Source organism: Streptomyces colonosanans (genome assembly GCF_001866645.1).
GTDB classification, from domain to species: domain Bacteria; phylum Actinomycetota; class Actinomycetes; order Streptomycetales; family Streptomycetaceae; genus Streptomyces; species Streptomyces colonosanans.
In genome coordinates, this window is the sequence record NZ_MLYP01000029.1 from 1 (window position 1) to 19544 (window position 19544).

Consider the following 19544-nt stretch of genomic DNA (forward strand, 5'->3'; position numbering starts at 1 on the left):
AGGCGGGAGCCGCGTATCTGCCGATCGATCCGGAGTATCCGCGGTCCCGGGTCGAGTTCATGCTGGAGGATGCGCAACCCGCGCTGGTCGTGGACGATCCGGCCCTGGTCACCGAAGATTCCGGCTTCCCGGACACCACGGATCCCGTCGTCGCGCTGGACGCGCGCCATCCCGCGTACGTGATCTACACCTCGGGCTCGACCGGCCGTCCCAAGGGCGTCGTGGTCAGCCACGGGGGTGTCTCCAGTCTGGTCGCGGCGCAGGTGGAGCGGTTCGCCATCGACTCGCACAGCCGTGTGTTGCAATTCGCCTCGCCCAGCTTCGACGCATCGGTGTCGGAGCTCTTCACCGCGCTGCTGACCGGCGCCACGCTGGTGCTGCCGCCTCCGGGATCGCCGCTTTCGGCCCTGACCGACCCTGCCGCCGGAGTGACGCATGTGACGCTGGTGCCGTCGGTGCTGGCTGCCGTGCCGGAGGGCGCGCTGTCCGTGTCGACGCTGGTCGTGGCCGGTGAGGCGTGCTCTCCCGAGCTGGTCGAGCGGTGGGCGCCCGGCCGCCGCATGATCAACGCGTACGGCCCGACCGAGACCACGGTGTGCGCGACGATGAGCGAGCCCCTGACCCCCTGCGGCCAGGTACCACCCATCGGCCGCCCCATCGCCAACACCCGGGTCCACGTCCTCGACGAGCGGCTGCAGCCGGTTCCGCCCGGTGTCCCCGGCGAGCTGTACGTGGCCGGTGCCGGACTGGCCCGCGGCTATCTGAACCGTCCGGGGCTGACCGCCGAACGGTTCGTCGCGGACCCGTACGGCCCGGCAGGCAGCCGCATGTACCGCACCGGCGACCTCGTACGCCGACGCACCGACGGCGACCTGGAGTACGTCGGCCGTGCCGACCAGCAGGTCAAGATCCGCGGCTTCCGCATCGAACCCGGCGAGGTGGAGACGGTGCTCATCGCCCACCCCGATGTCGCCCAGGCAGCCGTGGTCGCCCGTCAGGACCGCGCCGAGGACAAGCAGCTCGTCGCCTACGTGGTGGCCCGCCACGGCACGCGGCCCGTCCGCGACCACGGCATCGAACAGGACCATGTGGGCGAGTGGCGGGAGATCTACGACGCATTGCCCATCACCGCGAACGAAGTCTCGTTCGGGCAGAACTTCACGGGCTGGAACAGCAGTTATGACGCCGAGCCGATCCCGGTCGAGCAGATGCGGGAGTGGCGTGACGCGACCGTGGAGCGCATCCGGGCCCTGCGTCCCCGCCGGGTGCTGGAGGTCGGTGTCGGCACCGGCCTGCTGCTCTCACAACTCGCTCCGGAATGCGAGACGTACTGGGCCACGGACTTCTCCGCCACGGCTGTCGACGCACTCGCCTCCCAGGTGAAGCAGGAACCCGGCCTGGTGGAACGGGTCGTACTGCGGACGCAGCCGGCGCACGACACCGAAGGGCTGCCCGTCGGCACCTTCGACACGATCGTGCTCAACTCCGTGGTCCAGTACTTCCCGACAGACGCGTACCTGGCCGAGGTCATCGATCGGCTGATGGAACTCCTCGCTCCCGGCGGAACCCTGTTCGTCGGGGACGTCCGCAATCTACGGCTGCTGCGGTCGCTGACCACCGCCGTGCAGCTGCACAAGGCGGACCCGGACACGGATCTCGCCGCGGTGCGACGTGCGGTGGAGCAGGCAGTGCGGGTCGAGAAGGAACTCCTGGTCGACCCGGACTACTTCACCGCCCTGCACGACCGCATCGACGGCCTGGGCGCCGTCACCGTCCAGCTCAAACGAGGCCACCACCACAACGAGCTGACCCGCTACCGCTACGACGTCGCCTTGCACAAGCAGCCCGTCGCCCCGTTCCCGCTCGAAGGGCGGACCGAGGTGGCATGGGACGGCCTGGACACCCTGCGCGGCCTCCTCGTCGAGGAGGACCCGGCCGTGTTGCGGGTCACCGGTGTACCGAACAGCCGCGTCGCCCGGGAGGCCGCGATCGCCCGAGCCGTGCAGACCGGCGACACCCCGCTGCCCGAGCTGCTGGACCGCCTCCACACGGTGGACGGCGACGACGGCCCGGACCCGGAGGAGTTCCCTGTGCTCGGTGCCGAGTACGGCCGCTGGGTCGGCGTGACCTGGTCCGGCACGGCGGACGACGCGGTGGACGTGGTCTTCGCCGACCTGTCGCGGCTGCCGTCGGGCGTGCCGGACGGGCTGTGCCGGCCCGCCCGGCACGGTACTTCGCCGACGTCGCTGACCAACGATCCAGCTGGGGTCCGCGCCACCGGTGCCCTCATGACCGAGCTGCGGGACTGGGTGCGGGACCGGCTGCCCGACTACCTCGTGCCCTCCGCGTTCGTCGCGCTCGACGCGCTGCCGCTGACCGCGGGCGGAAAGCTGGACCGCGCCGCACTCCCCGCGCCCGACCTCGGCTCCGCGGCGTCCAGCAGGGCCCCCCGCACCCCGCAGGAGCAGCTCCTCGCCGAGCTCTTCGCGAACGTCCTCGGTCTGCCCCGGGTCGGGGTCGACGACAACTTCTTCGACCTGGGCGGACACTCACTCCTGGCCACCCGCCTGGTCTCCCGCATCCGGGCCGTCCTCGACGCCGAGCTCGACGTGCGGGTCCTGTTCGAGACGCCGAGCGTGGCCGGTCTCGCGCGGCGGCTGGACGAGTCCGGACAGGCGGCCAGGCCCGCGCTGACCGCATGCGCGCGCCCCGAACGGGTGCCGCTGTCCCACGCGCAGCGCCGACTGTGGTTCCTGCACCAGATGGACGGGCCGAGCGGCACGTACAACATGCCGCTCGCCCTGCGACTGACCGGCGCTGTCGACCGGCAGGCGCTGCGCGAGTCGCTGGCGGACGTGGTGGCCCGGCACGAGAGCCTGCGTACCGCCTTCCGCGCCGAAGGCGGGGTCCCCTACCAGCACGTGCTCACCCTGTCGGAGGCCCGCCCCTGCCTGCCGGTGACCGACACCGACGAGGCCGAGCTGCCCGAACGGCTGGCGCAGGCGGCCAGGCGCGGGTTCGACCTCGACGCCGAACCACCGCTTCGGGCAGAGCTGTTCGCGCTCGCGCCCGAGGAGCACGTCCTCCTGGTCGTGGTGCACCACATCGCGAGCGACGGCTGGTCCATGGGGCCGCTCTCACGGGACCTGGCCACGGCCTACGCGGCAAGGTGCCGGGGCGAGGAGCCCGCATGGTCTCCGCTGCCCGTGCAGTACGCCGACTACACGGTGTGGCAGCGGGAACTGCTCGGTGAGGCATCCGACGCAGACAGCCGCTTCTACGCCCAACTCGATTATTGGACCAAGGCGTTGGCCGGGCTGCCCGAGCAGATCACGCTGCCGGCCGACCGGCCGCGCCCCGCGACCGCATCGCACCGCGGCGGTCAGTTGGCGGTGGGGATCGACGCCGAGCTCCACCAGGGGCTGCGGGAGCTGGCCACGAAGCACGGCGCGAGCGTGTTCATGGTGCTGCAGGCGGGCCTGGCCACACTGCTCAGCAGGCTCGGCGCGGGGAACGACATCCCGTTGGGGAGCCCGATCGCGGGCCGCACCGACCAGGCGCTCGACGACCTCGTCGGCTTCTTCGTCAACACCCTCGTGCTGCGTACCGACACCTCCGGCGATCCGGCCTTCACCGAACTCCTCGGCCGCGTCCGGCAGACCGCTCTGGCGGCCTACGCCCACCAGGACGTGCCGTTCGAGTATCTGGTCGAGGTCCTCAATCCGGCCCGTTCCCTCGCCCACCACCCGCTGTTCCAGGTCATGCTGGCCCTGCAGAACGCCCCTGCGGCCGACTTCACCCTGCCTGGTCTGAACGTCGGGCACGTGGCGGCGCCGACCGGTACGGCCCGGGTGGACCTCACGTTCAGTCTCGCCGAACAGCACGGTCCCGACGGCAGCCCCGCGGGAATTCTGGGAGCGGTGGAGTACGCCACCGACCTGTTCGACCCGGAGACCGTCGAGGCGCTCTTCGCCCGCTGGGCCCGGCTGCTGCGAGCCGTCGTCGCCGACCCGCAGCGGCCGATCAGCCGGATCGACACGGTGTCCGTCGAAGAACGCGGTCAGTTGCTCGCCGAGAACGCCGACGTGAAGTTGCCCGAGGCCGGGCTGCCCGAGCTGTTCGCCGCCCGGGTGCGCGCAACCCCGGACGCGGTGGCGGTCGTCTGCGGTGCCACCACTCTCACGTACGCGGAACTCGACGTGCGCGCCAACCGCCTGGCCCATGCCCTGATCGGGCAGGGAGTGCGGCCGGAGACGGCGGTGGCGGTGCTGCTGGAGCGTTCACCGGAACTGGTCGTGGCGATCCTGGCGATCGTCAAGGCGGGCGGCACCTACGTCCCGCTCGACCCTCGCTTCCCGTCCTCGCGCGTCGACCTGATCGTGCGGGAGACCGGTGCGGCGCTGGTGCTCACCGAGGACGTGCTCACCGCGCTCGGCCAGGCCGAGGCACGGACCACCGAACCTCACGTCCGTTGCCTACCTGAGCAGTTGGCCTACGTGATGTACACCTCCGGCTCGACCGGGCAGCCCAAGGGCATCGCCATCACCCACCACGACGTGGCGGGTCTGGCCCTCGCCCCCTGCTGGAGCGGCGGCGCCCACGAGCGGGTGCTGCTGCTTTCCCCGACGGCCTTCGACGCCTCCACCTACGAGTTCTGGGTCCCCCTGCTCGGCGGTGGCCGGATCGTCGTGGCCCCACCCGGGCAACTGGACACCCAGGCGCTGCGACAGGTGGTCTCGGACAACGATGTGACCGGTCTATGGCTGACGGCCGGGTTCTTCCGTCTCGTGGCGGAAGAACGGCCGGACGCCTTCGCCGGTGTGCGCGAGGTGTGGACCGGCGGTGACGTGGTCTCCGCCACGGCGGTCGCCAGGGTGATGGAGGCCTGCCCCGGCATCCGCGTGGTCAATGGCTACGGTCCCACCGAGACCACCACCTTCGCCGCCCACCACCGCATGACCACACCACCGGACACCATGCGCGGCGTACCGATCGGGCAACCGATGGCGAACATGCGCCTTCATGTGCTCGACGCCGGACTGCGCCTGGTCCCGCCGGGCGTCGTCGGCGAGCTGTACATCGCCGGGACCGGTCTCGCCCGCGGCTACCTGGGCCGCCCGGGCATGACCGCCGAGCGGTTCGTGGCCGACCCGTACGGCCCGGCGGGCAGCCGCATGTACCGCACCGGAGACCTGGTCCGGCGGCCGGCCGACGGCACAATGGAGTTCACCGGTCGCGCCGACGACCAAGTCAAACTACGCGGGTTCCGGATCGAGCCCGGCGAGATCGAGGCAGTGCTCGCCGGTTGCCCCGGGGTCGCCCAGACCGCCGTCGTCGTCCGCGAGGACCGGCCCGGAGACAAGCGACTCGTCGCCTACCTGGTACCCGCGCCCGGCCCGGCGCCCGACCCGGCGGACCTGTCCGAACGGTTGCGGCGCGCCCTTCCGGAGTACATGGTCCCGTCGGCGTTCGTTCCCCTCAATGCGCTGCCGCTGACCCGCAACGGCAAGCTCGACCGCGCCACGCTGCCCGCCCCCGAGTACGGCGCGTCCGGGCCCGGACGCGGCCCGCGCACACCTCAAGAGCAGTTGCTCTGCGGCCTGTTCGCCGAGGTACTGGGTCGCGAACGGGTCAGCATCGACGACAGCTTCTTCGACCTGGGCGGACACTCGCTGCTCGCCGCTCGCTTGGTCTCCCGGATCCGGGAGACCATGGGGGTCGGGCTGGGGCTGCGCGCCCTGTTCGAGGCCCCCACGGTCGCCGGCCTGTCGGAGCGCCTGGCGACGGGCAGCCCCGAGGACGCCTTCGACGTCGTCCTGCCCCTGCGCACCACCGGGGACCGCACCCCCCTGTTCTGCATCCACCCGGGCGGCGGCATCAGCTGGTGCTACAGCGGCCTGCTCACCCACCTGGGACCCGAGCACCCGGTCTACGCCATCCAGGCCCGCAGCCTCGGCCGGCCCGAGCCGCGGCCCACCTCCTACCAGGAGATGGCGGCCGACTACGCCGACCAGATCCGCAAGATCCAGCCGGAGGGCCCCTACATGCTGCTCGGCTGGTCCGCGGGTGGCCTCATCGCCCACGCGATCGCCACGGAGCTGCACCAGCGGGGCGAACGCACCTCGCTGCTGGCGATCCTCGACGCCTACCCGGTCAAGGACGTCACCTTCGACGAAGCACCCGTCCCCAGCGAACGGGACGTGCTGGTCGGCATGGCCGACTGCGACCCGGACGAGCTGGGTGACGCGCCACTGACCTATCCCGACGTCATGGAGATTCTCCGACGCCGCGGCAGCGCGCTGGCCAACCTGGAGGAACACCACATCGAAGCCGTCGTCGCCATCATGATCAACAACGCGACGCTCGCACTCGCCCACGAGCCGGACGTCTTCGACGGCGACCTGCTGCTGTTCAACTCCACCATCGACCGAGAGGACGACTCGGCCAACGCCGGTATCTGGCAGCCCTATATCACCGGGCGGATCGAGTCCCACGACATCGCCACCCGCCACGACCGCATGACACAACCCGGTTCCCTGGCCCAGATCGGCCCGATTCTCGCGGCGAAGATCGCGGACATCGCCGGGACCGTACCGAACCCGACGACCTGTCAGGAGCAGTGACCATGACCAACCCCTTCGAGGACAACGACGGCCGCTACATCGTTCTCGTCAACGAGGAGAACCAGCACTCCCTGTGGCCGTCCTTCGCCGACATCCCCGCCGGCTGGACGGTCGCACACCCGGAGGACACCCGCGAGGCATGCCTCGCCCACATCGAAGAGCACTGGACCGACATGCGACCCGAGAGCCTCGTCGACGCGATGGACGGCCAGGAGTAGCCCTCATGACGACCACCGTCGGTGATCCCCTGGCCGATCCGCGTACCGGACCCGGCGAGATCACCACTGCGATGCTCTCGGCGGAGTTCCGCCGCGACCCGTACCCGCTCTACGACCGGATGCGCCGGGAAGCCCCGGTGCACCGCAGCCCGCAGGGCATCTGGTACCTGACCCGGTACGCGGATGTCGAGCAGGCCCTGGGCGACCTGCGGCTCTCCAATGACCGCGACCGGATGACCCGCGCTTTCGGTGCCCGCGACGGCAGTCTGCGGGACATCAGCCGGCTCACCGCGCGGCTCGGACGCGTGATGAGCAACACCGACCCGCCAGAACACGCCCGGCTGCGCAAGCTGGTCAACAAGGCGTTCACCGTCCGGCGTGTCGAGGCGCTGCGGGACCGCATCCAGGCGGCCGTCGACCAACTCGTCGACAGGGCGTTGGCGGCGGGGCATGCGATGGACGTCATCGCCGCACTCGCCTCGCCGTTGCCGCACTCCGTGGTCTGCGAGCTGTTCGGGATTCCGGACGGTGACCGCGAACGCGTCAAGGGATGGTTCCGTGTACTGGGCCGGATGACGGAGGACATCGACAAGGCCGTGGAGGTGGTGGACCAGTTCGAGGAGTACCTGATGTGGCTCGTCGCCCGGCGGCGAAAGGCCCCTGGGGACGACCTGATCAGCGGGCTCGTCGCCACCCAGGCGCGCGACGACCACCTCACCGACACCGAGCTCCTGTCCACCTGCTTCATGCTCATCACCGCGGGCGATGAGACCACCACCAACCTCATCGGCAACGGCACCCTCGCCCTGCTCTGTAATCCCGGCCAGTTGGCCGGGCTGCGCACGGATCCCACGCTGATCCGAGCGGCAGTCGACGAGCTGGTGCGCTATGACTCGCCGACACAGGCGATCGTGCGGGTGGTGGCCGAGGAGGTGGAGTTCGCCGGACAAACCCTGGACGCCGGGGACCTGGTGTATCTGGTGCTTGCCGCCGCCAACCGCGACCCCGAACGCTTCGAGGCCCCTGATCGACTGGACCTCACGCGCTCCGGCAACCGGCACCTGGGCTTCGGCAATGGACCCCACTTCTGCCTCGGGGCGCCACTGGCCCGGCTGGAGACCGAGCTGGCCATCGGCACGCTCGTCCGTCGACTTCCAGAACTGCGCCTGGACACGAACCAGTTGGAGTGGCGTCCCAACCCATTGCAGCGACGCCTGGTCGCGCTGCCCGTCGCCTACTGAACACCACCGAATCGCTGATCAAGGAGTCACCGTCATGACCCGGGAATTCCGGGTGCGCCGGGAACAGGACCTTCCGGCCACACCCCAACAAGTCTGGAACGCGGTCGCCACCGGAGCCGGCAATCTCGGCTGGCTCTACCCCATGGAGGTCGAGCCACACGTGGGCGGCGCCGTCACCCGCGGCCACGCCACCGTCGTCGAATGGAAGCCGCCGCACCGCTTCGCCTGCCGTTCCGAGGACGGCAAGGGCTTCTCCAACACCCTCAGCTACGCCATCGAACCCGGGAACGACGGCATCTCCCATCTCTCCATGGGGATCCACTGGGTGCACGAAGGAACCGTGGACGACGGCTGGGACACCCGCGCCGACGCCGCCGAGAAACACGTCGACTTCTACCAGCACAGCCTCGCCGAGTACCTGCGCCACTTCGAAGGGCGCCGCGCCACCTACGTCAAGGCCGGCCGGCCCGCACCACCTGCGCACGCCGACGTGTTCACCGCACTGCTCCGGCAGGCCGGCCTCACCGATGGCACCGCCGTCGGCGACACGGTGCGCTTCCGCGTACCGGACGGCCTCGGCGGGCCACGGGACGCCGTCGTGGACTACCTCAGCGGCAACTTCCTCGGCCTGCGCACCACCGACGGGCTCTACCGCTTCTTCAACGGGTACGCGTGGAACTGGCCGATCTGGCTCGGACACCATCTGTTCACCGACCCCGTCGACGAGAAGCAGGCAACGCAGGAGTGGAAGGCATGGCTGGAGAAGGCGGCACCCTGATGGAGGCAAGCCAGATGTCCGCTACCGGAACACTCCTGTATTCCGCGGAGCTCATCCAGGAAGGCGGCGTCTACAAACTCGTCGTCACCGACCGCCTGCGCCACACCGTGCAGACCGCGTACATCCCCAGGAGGGCGGTGGAGCAGATTCCCACATTCCTCTCCAAGCTCGACTCCAAGCAGCTCAACGGTTTCCGGTAGCCATGGCGGCCCACAACGACAAGAAGTGGTTCCGTGTTCACCGGCGCGCGGAGGACCCCAGGCTCCGACTGGTGTGTTTCCCGCACGCCGGCGGCACGGCACAGCTGTTCCACGGCTGGCCTATGCTGCTGCCACGGGACATCGAGGTGCTCGCCGTGCGGTACCCCGGCCGCCAGGACCGGCTCGCCGAAGCGTGCATCGAGGACATGGCCACCCTGGCCGACTCGATCGAGGACGCCCTGCTGCCCTGGCTCGACCGGCCGTTGGCGCTCTTCGGACACAGCATGGGATCTTGCGTCGCTTACGAGGTGTCCCTACGGCTGGAGGCCCGCGGCATCGTCCCGCAGCACCTGCTGGTCTCGGCACGCGCCGCTCCCCACAGCGCCGAACACACCGCACTGCACCTCACCGACGACGAAGCCCTCATCGCCCGCGTGCGACAGCTCGGAGACCTGCACTCAGAGGCATACGACGTCCCCGAGCTGCGTGAGCTGCTGCTGCCCGCCCTCCGCGCGGACTACCGGCTCATCGAGGGCTACCACCCCCGCCATCCCAGCCCGGTCAAGGCACCGATCACTGCGTACGTCGGTCGGGACGACCCGAGTTGTGTTCACGACCGGGTGCTCGCCTGGTCCGAACTCGCCGCCCCGGGCTCCTTCGAACTGCGCTCGTTCCGCGGCGACCATTTCTACCTCGTGCCTCACGAAGCCGAAGTGGTCGCGGACGTCGCCCGGCACTTGACGCCCGCGACGTAACGCACCTTCGGGTGGGGAGTGCTCCGACATGCAGGAGGTGAAGAACGACAACCTCACCAAGCGCGGCGTACTGCCCCACCGGGCCGCACCATCCGCGCCTGCCGCCCCGGGCCGACGACCGGACGAGCCGGTACCTGTTCAGCCCGGAGCTGCTCGCAAACTCAAGGCTGCGACTCGCACCGGTCGCCCATCCGGGCCAGCGGCGATCGGGCACCGCTTCCGGACATGGCGCACCGTTCAACCCGGCTGAGCATGTCGGCTCCAGCGGCTGCCCGTACGGCTGCGACTGGAGGCGGAGCCCGATGTCGCGGCGTATGGCGCCCGCCGGGTTCCCCGGGGACGATGCCTGTACCGGGCACTCAGGCGCACGGCATCGGCAGCAGCGGCCACGAGGACCGAGATGGAGGCAACGATGCGACCGGACACACGCGCCACCGACGCAACGCTCCGGCTGCTCAGCCGGGACTGGGCCGGACTGGTCATCGCTCTGCTGCCGGCGGCTGCCGGCGCGTGGTGTATCGCCCTCGGAAGCGGCTGGAGGGTTCTCGGCGGTGTGCTCTGCGCCGCGGCCCTGGCACTCGCTCTCGGGTCTCTTCGCCACCTGGTGCATGTGGCACGCGTACGGGTGAGGCATCCGCCACCCGGACGAATGGTCGACCTGGGCGGTCATCGCATGCACATCCTCGCCGAAGGGGACAGGGGGACACGGCCGACGGTGGTGTGGATGCCGGGCGGCCATGTCGGCGGGTACGCCCTGTACCCGCTGCACGCGTTGGCGCGGGAGCGGATGCGTTCGGTCCTGGTGGACCGTCCGGGCTCCGGCTGGAGCGACCCGGGCCCGTTCCCCCGCACGACGGCCGCCGAAGCCGTCGAACTGCTCGCCGTGCTGGAGCGGGGCGGCGAAAAGGGGCCCTACGTCTTGGTGGGGCACTCCTTCGGGGGACTGCTCATGGCCAACGCAGCCAGGCGCCGCCCCGACCTGGTGTCGGGTCTGGTGCTGCTCGATCCGACCCCACCCGACGCGATCGCCTTTGGCCCGCCTGTACCAGCCCTACGGCGGGCCGCCGGGCAGCAGATCGCCATCGCGATGCGCCGCCTCTTCGGCCTCCACGCCCTTGCAGACAGGAACGGGGCTCATGCCTCCGAGGACCCGGCGCAGGTCCTCTCCGCGGTCGAGACCAGTGCCAAAGCAGCCTGCGCCGCCGCGTCGATCCTGCGAGAGCTGTCGCCGGACGGCATAACGAGAGACGGCTGGCACACGGTCGTGCACGACGGCGATCTCGACTCGCTCCCGCTCCTCCTCGTGGCGCCACGCGACCTGACCGGTGGTGACGAGATCTTCGATGCGGTCGACGCGCGGGAGAACGCCCGGGTTCGGCACTTCTTCCTCACCGTAAGGGAACGGTTTCTCGCGACTTCCAGCAATGCCCGGAGGGTCTACACCCCGGCGGGAACCGGCCATGATTTTCCGAACCAGGTGCCCGAGTTCGTCGTGCAGGTGGTGAGCTCATTTCTGGACGACTGTGCGGCGGGCACGCCGAACCCACCGTGAACGGTTTCGGAACCACCGTGGACTCCGGCGCTCCTCCGCCCAAACGAATGAAAGGCGTCGGCACACTCGGGCGCATCTGCCGAGGCCCGACTACGGTGTGTTCCGGTGGGGGTGGAATTCCTGCCCAGCGCCGCTGACCGACATGGCGGGCCCAGCACGTGCGGCGGCAGGAGCCGTGTTGTGTACACAAGAGAGGGTTCGCGCATGCCCCCTGTAGTACCTCCCTTCCTCATCGGCCTGATCACGACCCCCCTGCTCAAAAGAGTCGGCAAACCGCTGATGCGGGGCATCGTCAAGACGTCGGTCGGTCTGACTCTCGAAGTCAAGCGTGCAGCCATCGAGGCCGGCGAGGAGATCCAGGACCTCACCGCCGAAGTGGCCGCCGAGCGTCTCGCGACCCGTTCGCCTCGGAGGCGTCATATCCAAGCCGATGGTGAGGCCAAGCCCGACGGCAAGCTCGCGGCGCGGGGCGTCACAGCAGACTGAACACCGGCGGTCCACAAGAAACCGGGTACGGGTGGGAGCAATCTGCTCCCACCACCCGCTGGTGGGACCAGGACCACTTCAAGCGCCTCGACGTCGCCTTCGACAACGCCGGCACCGAAGGCTGGCCCCTCTTTCCTGCCTGATGGCTTTGAAGGAGCCCTCGTCCCGGTTCGCGTGATGACAGCCGATATCTGCACCACCTCACCGGCGAGACTGGTCAGGTCACGCGCAGCCCGCCGTCCACGAACAGGTCCTCGGCGGTGACGCCGGTGTTACGGAGCAGGAACCGGTGGAGACGTTGCAACCGCCGTACCACCCCTTCCGCCGCGAGATCGAAGACGCGATCCTGCCCTACGCCCGGCAGCACGACATCGGTGTGCTGGTCTACGGCCCGCTCGCGCACGGCCTGCTCACCGGCACCCTCAGCAAGGACACCGCCTTCCCCGCCGACGACTGGCGCGCCGAGAGCAGCGTCTTCCGCGGCGAAAGCTACCAACGCAACCTCGCCGTCGTCCGCGAGCTCCAGGAGTTCGCCGCATTCCGCGACATGACGGTCAGCCAGCTGGCCATCGCATGGACCCTGGCCCGTCCCGGAGCGCACGTGGCCATCGTCGGCACCCGGCAGGCCCACCACGTCGACGACAGCCTCGCGGCAGCGGACATCACGCTCGACGAAGCCGAGCTGCAGGACATCGTCTCCATCACGGCCGCGGCGACCCCGGCCGTCGGCCCGTCCCCGGAGAGTGTGTGATGACCGAGTGAGTACGGCGTCCAAGCCGACGCTGCACCTCGCCGTCTGCGGCTGGTTTCCGAGGTAACAGCACCGGATCTGAAGGAGCGTCAACACACGGGGCGGCGCTCCACGGGCAGATGCGAGGCAACACACCGGAAAGGAAGAAAACAATGACAGCAGTGCACAGCTCGCGTTTCGCAGGCAAGGTCGCCGTGGTCACCGGAGGCAGCCGAGGGATCGGCGCGGCAGTCGCCGCGCGCCTGGCTGCGGAGGGGGCCGCCGTCGCCATCGGCTACCGAGACAACCAGGAGAAGGCGCAGGCCCTCGCCTCCGCGCTCAGCACCGACGGCGGCCGCGCCATGGCACTGCGCGCCGACGTCGCCGAATCCGACCAGACGAAAGACCTTGTCGAACGGGCAGTGGCAGAGTTCGGGCAGCTCGACGTCCTGGCGTCCTGCGCAGGCATCGAGCACTTCGACGCCTTGGAGAACATCGCCCCGGCCGACTTCGACCGCGTCTTCGCCGTCAACACCCGAGGTCAACTGTTCGCCGCGCAGCACGCCGCCGCCCACATGAGTGCGGGCGGTCGGATCGTGCTCACCTCCTCCGTCAGCGCCTCCCGGGCAGTGTTCGGCCACACCTTGTACGCGGCGTCCAAGGCGGCCGTGGAAGCAATGGTCCTCAATCTGTCCGCCGAACTCGGCCAGCGCGGCATCACCATCAACGCCATCGCCCCCGGCGGCACCGCCACGGATATGGCGGCCGAGAACGTCCACAGCTACCAGCACCCCAAAGTCCGGGACACCATGCCCCTGCCTCAATGGCTCGCGGTCCACGGGGCGCTCGGCCGCCTGGCACAGCCGGAAGAGATCGCCGCGGGCTACGCCTTCCTCGCCTCCGACGACGCCGCCTATATGACCGGCCGCACCCTGCCCGTCGACGGCGGCTTCTTCTGAGGTCGCAGCCGTCGTCGCGGCCCTGGAAAACAGTCTGCTGCTTCCCCTCGCACCTCCCCGGGCTCACGCGGGGCCGTCCGCTTCAGCCTCCCCTGGAGTCCGCTCCCGACTACTGGTGATCGAGGGGCCCTTCTTGCCCCACGTCTCGCTGAACTCGTTCAGCCACTGACGGCCGGTTCCTCGCCGACGGCGGCGTAGACGGACTTGGCGTCTCGGGCGACGCCGGCCCAGTCCCGGCGGGACGCGTAGCGCAGGCTGTTGCGAGCAGGGGACGATGCAGGTCTGCACCACTGTCTGCGGCCAGGCGACGTTCACTGTCGGACAGGGCGACAGACCGTCGCAGACCAGCATCAGCACAGCGCGCACGCCCCGGTTCTTGCTCTCGGTCAGGACCGTCTGCCAGTACTTCGCGTCCTCGCCCCCCGTCACCGGCCCACAGCCCGGGAATCTCCACGGGGTGCTGTATCAAGAGGAGCCGTCCCGCCCGCCGGGCAGGCCTTCGCTGGTGACGAAGTAGAAGACCGGGAGGAGGACGAACACCGCGATCGCCAGCAACGGTGCGATGAACACCCCAAGAAGCCCGGCGACGGTGTAGGCGAGGGCTCCGGCCCACGAGCGAAGCCGTCCGTGCCGCACATACGTGTCCTCCACGTCAGGGTCCAGCAGCTCGGGCCGCCGGGCGATCTGTTGATAGAAGGCAACCCAGCTCAGGCACATCGCTGCGGCGAGGCCGGCGTAGAGAGCAACGGCCACCCGCGCGTCGGAGTCCGTGAGGTCGGCCTGCAGTGCGTCCGCGACCACCGCCGTGGGGAAGGAGAGTGCCGCCGTGGTGAGCAGGAGAAACAGGTTGGCGGCATGTAGTCCGCGGTCCATGGCCCTGATGCGGACGAACGCCTGATGGTGGTTGAGCCAGATCACCGCAACATAAGCGAAGGACGCCAGGTAGCCGAGATAGGCAGGCCACTGAGCCAGCAAAGCCCGGCCAAGGCCGCCCGGCTTGTGCGGCGGGTCAGCGAGATTGAGGACCAGAAGCGTGACGGCAATGGCGAACACCCCGTCACTGAAGGCCTCGGCCCGTGTGGTCTCGGAACGAGAGAACTTGCGAGGATGGGTACGGGACAAGTCGGCTCCTGGACTACTTGGCTCATGTCGGATTCGGGCGGTTTCCGTCGCGGCGCATCCTCGAGGGATCGGTCCGTCCGCCAGTTCTTGGGCCACCGTCCGTGCGCTCCGTCGGTCTGACCGTGGGCCCGCGAGCGGGGTCCGACCCCTCTCTGGGCTCCGAGTTGCACCAACTGCCGCTTGCAGCGGTGACGGATCACAAGTATGGGTGCCGTCTCCTTCCCCATCCGCCGAGAAGAGTGCTGTGCGCTCCCGGACAAGAAGAGGGCGCGGGCGGAGAAGTCAGCCCCTCTTGTTCACTCACCCGTGGCGAAGTTTGGCATGCCTGTCATCCCTCCTGGAGATGACCACCGCATGCATCACGCGTACCTGCAGCGCTTGGAGCGCGCCGACTCAATACCACTCGCTCGTGGCGGACCTGGGCCGCGGCTCTACAGACTGACGAAGATTTCGTCAGCCGATCACTACAGAGCGCGGTGGTGTCGACATGCCCTGGCGCCGGAGAATGCGTTACACGGGAGCCGACCATGACATCTGCGCAAACCGACGTTCGGTAGCCGGAGCGGCGACAAGTGACGGCACGCATCTGATCACGTAAGCACCTCAAGTAACGCGAAATATCGTCCAGGTCCCAGCGCTCGACAGTCAGTAGACGACTTGCCTTGAACACCGCCGATCTCGTCGCGTTGCTGCGCGTCGAGGAAACCACGGACGGCCTCGCCCGGGTCCATGACGGCCCCGGAGGGGTCGAAGCCGCGCAGGTTGACGTAGAGCTGCCCGTCCGGATATCGGTCGGCGACCTGGCGGGCCCAGTGGACGGCGAGCGTGGTATTGCCGACACCCGCCATTCCGCCGATGGCGCTGATCACCACTGTCTCGGCGTGCTGCCCGCCACCGTCGAGCATCTTGAGAACCTCATCGAGTTCGGCGCGCCGTCCTGTGAACACTGGCAGGTCGTGGGGCAGTTGGGCTGGCTGCGGTTCGGCAGACATCCGCTCGTGCGTGTCAGACGGTGGTTTCCCGCTGCTCCTGGGCCGCGCGCGTGATGGCGCGTCGGATGGGTTCGTAGCCGGTGCACCGGCAGATGTTGGATCCGACCACGGCCGCAATGGCTTCCGGGTTGTCGGCGAGGTCGGGATCGGCTTCGAGTGCTCCGGCGGCCGCCATGAGGAAGCCTGGTGTGCAGAATCCGCACTGGAGTGCGTGCTCGGCCGAGAAGGCCCGTTGCAGGGGGTGAGGTTCGCCGTCGGGTCCCGTGAGCCCCTCCACCGTGCGGACGGAGCTGCCGTCGCATTGCACGGCCAGCACCAGGCACGCTCGGACCGCCTCGCCGTCCATGAGGACGGTGCAGGCCCCGCAGATGCCGTGCTCGCAGCCCAGGTGCGTACCGGTGAGGCGCAGGTCGTCGCGCAGCACGTCGGCGAGCAGGCGACGGGGTTCCACGTCGAGGGCGTGTTCCGCGCCGTTCACCGTCAGCGTGATCTTCATCGGTGGCCTTCCTCCCGTGCGGCCATGCGCGCACGCTGGTCCGACGCCGCTTCGCGAAGCGTTCTGCCGACCAGGACGGCAATGGCCTGCCGCTTGTACTCCGCGTCGGCGTACGGCTCGGCGACCGGTGCGGCGTCATCCTGGGCGGCGACGCGGCCGGCGCGGGCGAACGGATGGTCGTCGGGCAGGCGGAGCACCTTCGGGAGCGTGCCGAGTTCGGTACCGAGCAGCGACCGTTCGGCGGCGCGGGCCCGTACCGGGCGGTCGGCGGAGTTGACCAGTCCGATCCGTGCGCCACTGATCACGCCGTCGTTCATCGTGAGGGCCGCGGCGACGGCAACCTGGGCGAAGCAGAAGTGAGTGCGGCGGTGCTCGATGAAGCCCACACCGCTGTTCTCGCCGAGCAGCGGAAGGCGTACGGCGGTGATGAGCTCTTGGGGCCGACGCGCGGTGTTGTAGGGCCCGAGGAAGTAGTCGCCGGCCGGGATGGCGCGGGCACCGTCGGGGCCGTTCACCTCCACGGTGGCGTCCAGGGCGACGCCGATGGCGCACCATTCCGAGGCGGGATGGGCCCAGGCGAAGCTGCCGGCCATGGTCCCGCGGGAACGGATAGGCGGGTGGGCGATGTTGACCACGGCCCGGGACAGCAGGGTGCCGAGTGGGCCCGGTACGGCATCGGCCGGTTCGAAAGCCGCGTGGCGGATCAGGGCGCCGACGCGCAGCTCGTCGCCCTCGATACTCATGCGGTCGAGCTCCGGGATGCGGTTGATGTCGACGACGAGCTGGGGCCGGATGCGTTGCAGGTGCATCTCCAGGATCAGGCTCTGCCCTCCGGCGAGCACCTGGGCCTTGCGCCTGGTGTCGCCGAGTGCCTCGACGGCCTCGGCGACGGTACGGGGTGCCACGTAGTCGAAGGATGCGGGTTTCACCGAACGCCTTCCTGGTGTCTCGAGGCGCGTGCCGCGCGCCAGACGCTGTCCGGGGTGAGCGGCATCTGCAGCAGGTCGGGATCGGCGATCCGCAGGGCGTCGGCCACGGCGTTGACGATGGCTGCCGGGGTGCCGATGCAGCCCGACTCCCCCGCGCCCTTGGCACCCAGCGGCGTGGTGGGGCTGGGGGTGCGGGTGTCCCTGATGTCGATGGGCGGGATCTCCGTAAACGTCGGGAGCAGGTAGTCGAGGAATCCGCTCGCCAGATGCGGTACGCCGTCGTCGTGGAACGTCATGCCTTCGTAGAGGGCCTGTCCGATGCCCTGTACGGCCGATCCGAATGCCTGCCCGTGCACCATCGTGGGGTTGAGGACCACTCCGCAGTCGTCGACGGCTACGAGCCGCAGGACGTTCACGGTGCCCAGGTCCGGGTCCACCTCGGTCACCGCCGCGTGGGCGCCGAAGGGGAATGCCATGCCGGCCGCGTACCGGTCCTCGACGCGCAACGGCCCTGTGGTCTTCACCAGGTCGCCCAGGCTCGTGGCCGCCGAACCGTCATGGGCGGCGTGCACGGTGCCGTCCGCCCACTGGACCTCGTCGACCGGCAGGTCCCACAGCTCCGCCGCCCGTGTGCGGGCCTCGTCGATCAGGAGGGTCGCCGCGTGCTGGAGCATGGCGCCTGCCACCTGCGCCGACCGGCTGGCGAAGGAGCCCAGTCCTTCGGGCTGCTCGTCGGTGTCGCCTTCGACAAGGCGGACCTGCGCCTCCGGGATGCCGAGGGCCTTGGCGACCAGTGCGGGGAAGACCGTCTCGTGACCCTGGCCGCTGGGCGCCGCACCGCACCGGGCGGTGACGGTGCCGTCTTCGTGGACCTCGAGGCTGCCGAACTCGTGGAGGCCGCCTGGTTCGCCACCGGAGCGCTCCACGTAGCAGGAGACGCCGATGCCCAGTGGCAGGGCGTCCGGGTCCTCGCGTCGGCGGGCCTGCTCCGCACGCCACTTCTCGTAGCCGAGCGTCTCGAGGGCCAGGTCCAGGGCGGCGGCGTAGTTCCCGCTGTCGTAGCGGCGTCCGGTCGGCGTCTCGTACGGAAAGGCGTCGAGCGGAATGAAGTTACGCCGACGCAGCTCGATCGGGTCGAGCCCTAGCCGCCGGGCCAGCAGGTCCATGGTCCGCTCGATCGCGATCGCGGCCTCGGGACGACCGGCGCCCCGGTACGGATAGGTCACCATGGTGTTGGTGAGAACCGAGCGCAGCGTCGCGTGGACGCGTGGGGTGGTGTACGCGCCGGTCGCCATCCATGCCGTCTGCATGGGCAGTCCCGCACCGAGGTGCGGGTAGGCGCCGATGTCGGCGTCGATCGTCAGCTCATAGGCGAGGAGCCGCCCTTCGGCGTCTGCGGCGAGCCGGACGGTCTGGTCCTGTCCTCTGCCCCGGGTGGCGACGAGCATCGACTCCAGGCGGTCCTCGATCCAGCGCACCGGCCGCCCGAGCTTCACCGCCAGGTGGGCGACGACCACGAACTCGGGGAAGGCGGCGCTCTTGGACCCGAAGGCGCCTCCGGTGTCCGGGACGACGACCCGGATCCGGTCGGTGGGCCAGCCGAGCAGCGCGGCCAGTTCACGACGCAGCCGGTGCGGCATCTGGTGCCCCGACCACACCGTCAGCCGATCTCCCTCGGGTACGGCGAGGATCGTGCGGCATTCCATGGGGCTGGGCATCAACAGTTGCTGACGGTATCTGGCCTCGACGACGGCGGCTGCGTCCTGCCAGACGGACGGGTCGATGGGTTCTCCCGACTCGCCCCGCAGGGCGATGTTGCTCAATCCGTCGAACAGGCGGACGCAGTCGTCCAGCGCCGCAGATGGTGTCACCACGGCGGGCAGGGGATCGATCGTGGAGGTGACCTCGGCAGCCCCGTCCTCGGCCCGGTACCGGTCCTCTCCGAGAACGACCGCCAGCGCCTCGCCCGGGTAGCGCACCCGGTCCTTCACAAGAGCCGGCCACTCCCGGCCCGCGACGGCGTCCTCCGTGGAGAGTCCGGCCAGCAAGGTGTACGGCACCCGAGGAAGGTCCGGCAGATCCGCCGCCGACCAGGCGCCCACGACACCCGGCACGTCACGGGCCGCCGTACAGTCCACAGCCTGCAGCAGGCCGTGAGCCACTTCGCTTCTCACGAACGCGGCGTCCAGACAGCCCGGCACGTCGATATCGGCCACATAGCGGCCTTTCCCGGTGAGCAGTCGCTCGTCCTCGCGCCTCACCCATTGCGCCACAACAACACCTCGTCGTGCATTGCGGGAACTGACAGGGCGACAGCCGCATCCCTTCACCTGCCGCTGTGCGGGATTTCCGGCCCATCGCTGCGGTGGCTACCCCTGCAGAACGCCACCCTGATGGAATTTAGCGGCTTCGACACTATCCACGCTGGAAGCGAAAGGACGAGTCACGGGCCGACATCGTGCG

Annotated in this window: 15 protein-coding genes and 1 pseudogene; 10 read left to right on the forward strand and 6 right to left on the reverse strand. The window is 69.6% G+C overall.

Annotated features, from left to right (window positions below):
* The 10 genes from BIV24_RS11165 to BIV24_RS11210 form a co-directional block, all read left to right on the forward strand.
* Window positions 1-6623, forward strand: a 6623-nt coding sequence (locus tag BIV24_RS11165; protein WP_143064592.1) for a non-ribosomal peptide synthetase, incomplete at its 5' end; no start/stop codon positions are given.
* Between the two features lie 2 nt (window positions 6624-6625).
* Window positions 6626-6841, forward strand: coding sequence for an MbtH family protein (locus BIV24_RS11170; RefSeq protein WP_071366094.1), 216 nt, complete (start codon window positions 6626-6628; stop codon window positions 6839-6841).
* Window positions 6842-6846: 5 nt separating this feature from the next.
* The gene (locus BIV24_RS11175) at window positions 6847-8082 is read left to right on the forward strand and encodes a cytochrome P450 (protein ID WP_071366095.1); all 1236 of its coding nucleotides are present in this window, start codon (window positions 6847-6849) and stop codon (window positions 8080-8082) included.
* Between the two features lie 34 nt (window positions 8083-8116).
* Window positions 8117-8860, forward strand: coding sequence for an SRPBCC family protein (locus BIV24_RS11180; protein WP_071366096.1), 744 nt, complete (start codon window positions 8117-8119; stop codon window positions 8858-8860).
* Window positions 8836-9060 (forward strand): hypothetical protein, encoded by a 225-nt coding sequence (locus tag BIV24_RS11185; RefSeq protein ID WP_245766758.1) that lies wholly within the window; start codon window positions 8836-8838, stop codon window positions 9058-9060. The genes BIV24_RS11180 and BIV24_RS11185 overlap by 25 nt, the downstream gene beginning before the upstream one ends.
* 2 nt (window positions 9061-9062) lie before the next feature.
* Window positions 9063-9815 carry a thioesterase II family protein gene (locus tag BIV24_RS11190; RefSeq protein ID WP_071366097.1) on the forward strand — a complete coding sequence of 251 codons (753 nt, stop codon included), beginning with the start codon at window positions 9063-9065 and terminating at the stop codon, window positions 9813-9815.
* Between the two features lie 412 nt (window positions 9816-10227).
* Window positions 10228-11367, forward strand: coding sequence for an alpha/beta fold hydrolase (locus BIV24_RS11195; protein WP_177198685.1), 1140 nt, complete (start codon window positions 10228-10230; stop codon window positions 11365-11367).
* 204 nt (window positions 11368-11571) lie between these two features.
* Window positions 11572-11853 carry a DUF5132 domain-containing protein gene (locus tag BIV24_RS11200; RefSeq protein ID WP_071366099.1) on the forward strand — a complete coding sequence of 94 codons (282 nt, stop codon included), beginning with the start codon at window positions 11572-11574 and terminating at the stop codon, window positions 11851-11853.
* A gap of 289 nt (window positions 11854-12142) precedes the next feature.
* Complete coding sequence (locus BIV24_RS11205; protein ID WP_071366100.1) at window positions 12143-12604, forward strand: aldo/keto reductase; 462 nt, start codon at window positions 12143-12145, stop codon at window positions 12602-12604.
* Between the two features lie 152 nt (window positions 12605-12756).
* Window positions 12757-13542: an SDR family NAD(P)-dependent oxidoreductase gene (locus BIV24_RS11210; protein WP_071366101.1), complete on the forward strand. Its 786-nt coding sequence runs from the start codon at window positions 12757-12759 to the stop codon at window positions 13540-13542.
* Between the two features lie 63 nt (window positions 13543-13605).
* Here BIV24_RS11210 and BIV24_RS36405 read toward each other — a convergent pair whose 3' ends face one another.
* From BIV24_RS36405 to BIV24_RS11235, 6 genes and pseudogenes are all read right to left on the reverse strand, one after another.
* Window positions 13606-13971, reverse strand: a complete 366-nt coding sequence (locus BIV24_RS36405; protein WP_079168169.1) for a transposase — start codon at window positions 13969-13971, stop codon at window positions 13606-13608.
* Window positions 13972-14007: 36 nt separating this feature from the next.
* Window positions 14008-14664, reverse strand: a complete 657-nt coding sequence (locus BIV24_RS11215) for a TMEM175 family protein (RefSeq protein WP_071366102.1) — start codon at window positions 14662-14664, stop codon at window positions 14008-14010.
* Between the two features lie 692 nt (window positions 14665-15356).
* A pseudogene (locus tag BIV24_RS11220) lies at window positions 15357-15746 on the reverse strand (AfsR family transcriptional regulator); the annotation flags it as partial.
* Window positions 15670-16152, reverse strand: coding sequence for a (2Fe-2S)-binding protein (locus BIV24_RS11225; protein ID WP_071366104.1), 483 nt, complete (start codon window positions 16150-16152; stop codon window positions 15670-15672). The pseudogene BIV24_RS11220 and the gene BIV24_RS11225, both read right to left, overlap by 77 nt.
* Window positions 16149-17081 (reverse strand): FAD binding domain-containing protein, encoded by a 933-nt coding sequence (locus BIV24_RS11230; RefSeq protein WP_071366105.1) that lies wholly within the window; start codon window positions 17079-17081, stop codon window positions 16149-16151. Before BIV24_RS11230 ends, BIV24_RS11225 begins: the two co-directional genes overlap by 4 nt.
* A complete protein-coding gene (locus BIV24_RS11235; protein WP_079168170.1) occupies window positions 17078-19354 on the reverse strand; it encodes a xanthine dehydrogenase family protein molybdopterin-binding subunit in 2277 nt (758 codons plus the stop codon). Before BIV24_RS11235 ends, BIV24_RS11230 begins: the two co-directional genes overlap by 4 nt.
* Between the last annotated feature and the right edge of the window lie 190 nt (window positions 19355-19544).

Excerpts from the sequence above, each read along its gene's own strand:
- BIV24_RS11170 (WP_071366094.1), top strand. The coding sequence starts at position 6,626 with ATGACCAACCCCTTCGAGGACAACGACGGCCGCTACATCGTTCTCGTC.
- BIV24_RS11175 (WP_071366095.1), top strand. The coding sequence starts at position 6,847 with ATGACGACCACCGTCGGTGATCCCCTGGCCGATCCGCGTACCGGACCC.
- BIV24_RS11180 (WP_071366096.1), top strand. The coding sequence starts at position 8,117 with ATGACCCGGGAATTCCGGGTGCGCCGGGAACAGGACCTTCCGGCCACA.
- BIV24_RS11185 (WP_245766758.1), top strand. The coding sequence starts at position 8,836 with ATGGCTGGAGAAGGCGGCACCCTGATGGAGGCAAGCCAGATGTCCGCT.
- BIV24_RS11190 (WP_071366097.1), top strand. The coding sequence starts at position 9,063 with ATGGCGGCCCACAACGACAAGAAGTGGTTCCGTGTTCACCGGCGCGCG.
- BIV24_RS11195 (WP_177198685.1), top strand. The coding sequence starts at position 10,228 with ATGCGACCGGACACACGCGCCACCGACGCAACGCTCCGGCTGCTCAGC.
- BIV24_RS11200 (WP_071366099.1), top strand. The coding sequence starts at position 11,572 with ATGCCCCCTGTAGTACCTCCCTTCCTCATCGGCCTGATCACGACCCCC.
- BIV24_RS11210 (WP_071366101.1), top strand. The coding sequence starts at position 12,757 with ATGACAGCAGTGCACAGCTCGCGTTTCGCAGGCAAGGTCGCCGTGGTC.
- BIV24_RS11225 (WP_071366104.1), bottom strand. The coding sequence starts at position 16,152 with ATGAAGATCACGCTGACGGTGAACGGCGCGGAACACGCCCTCGACGTG.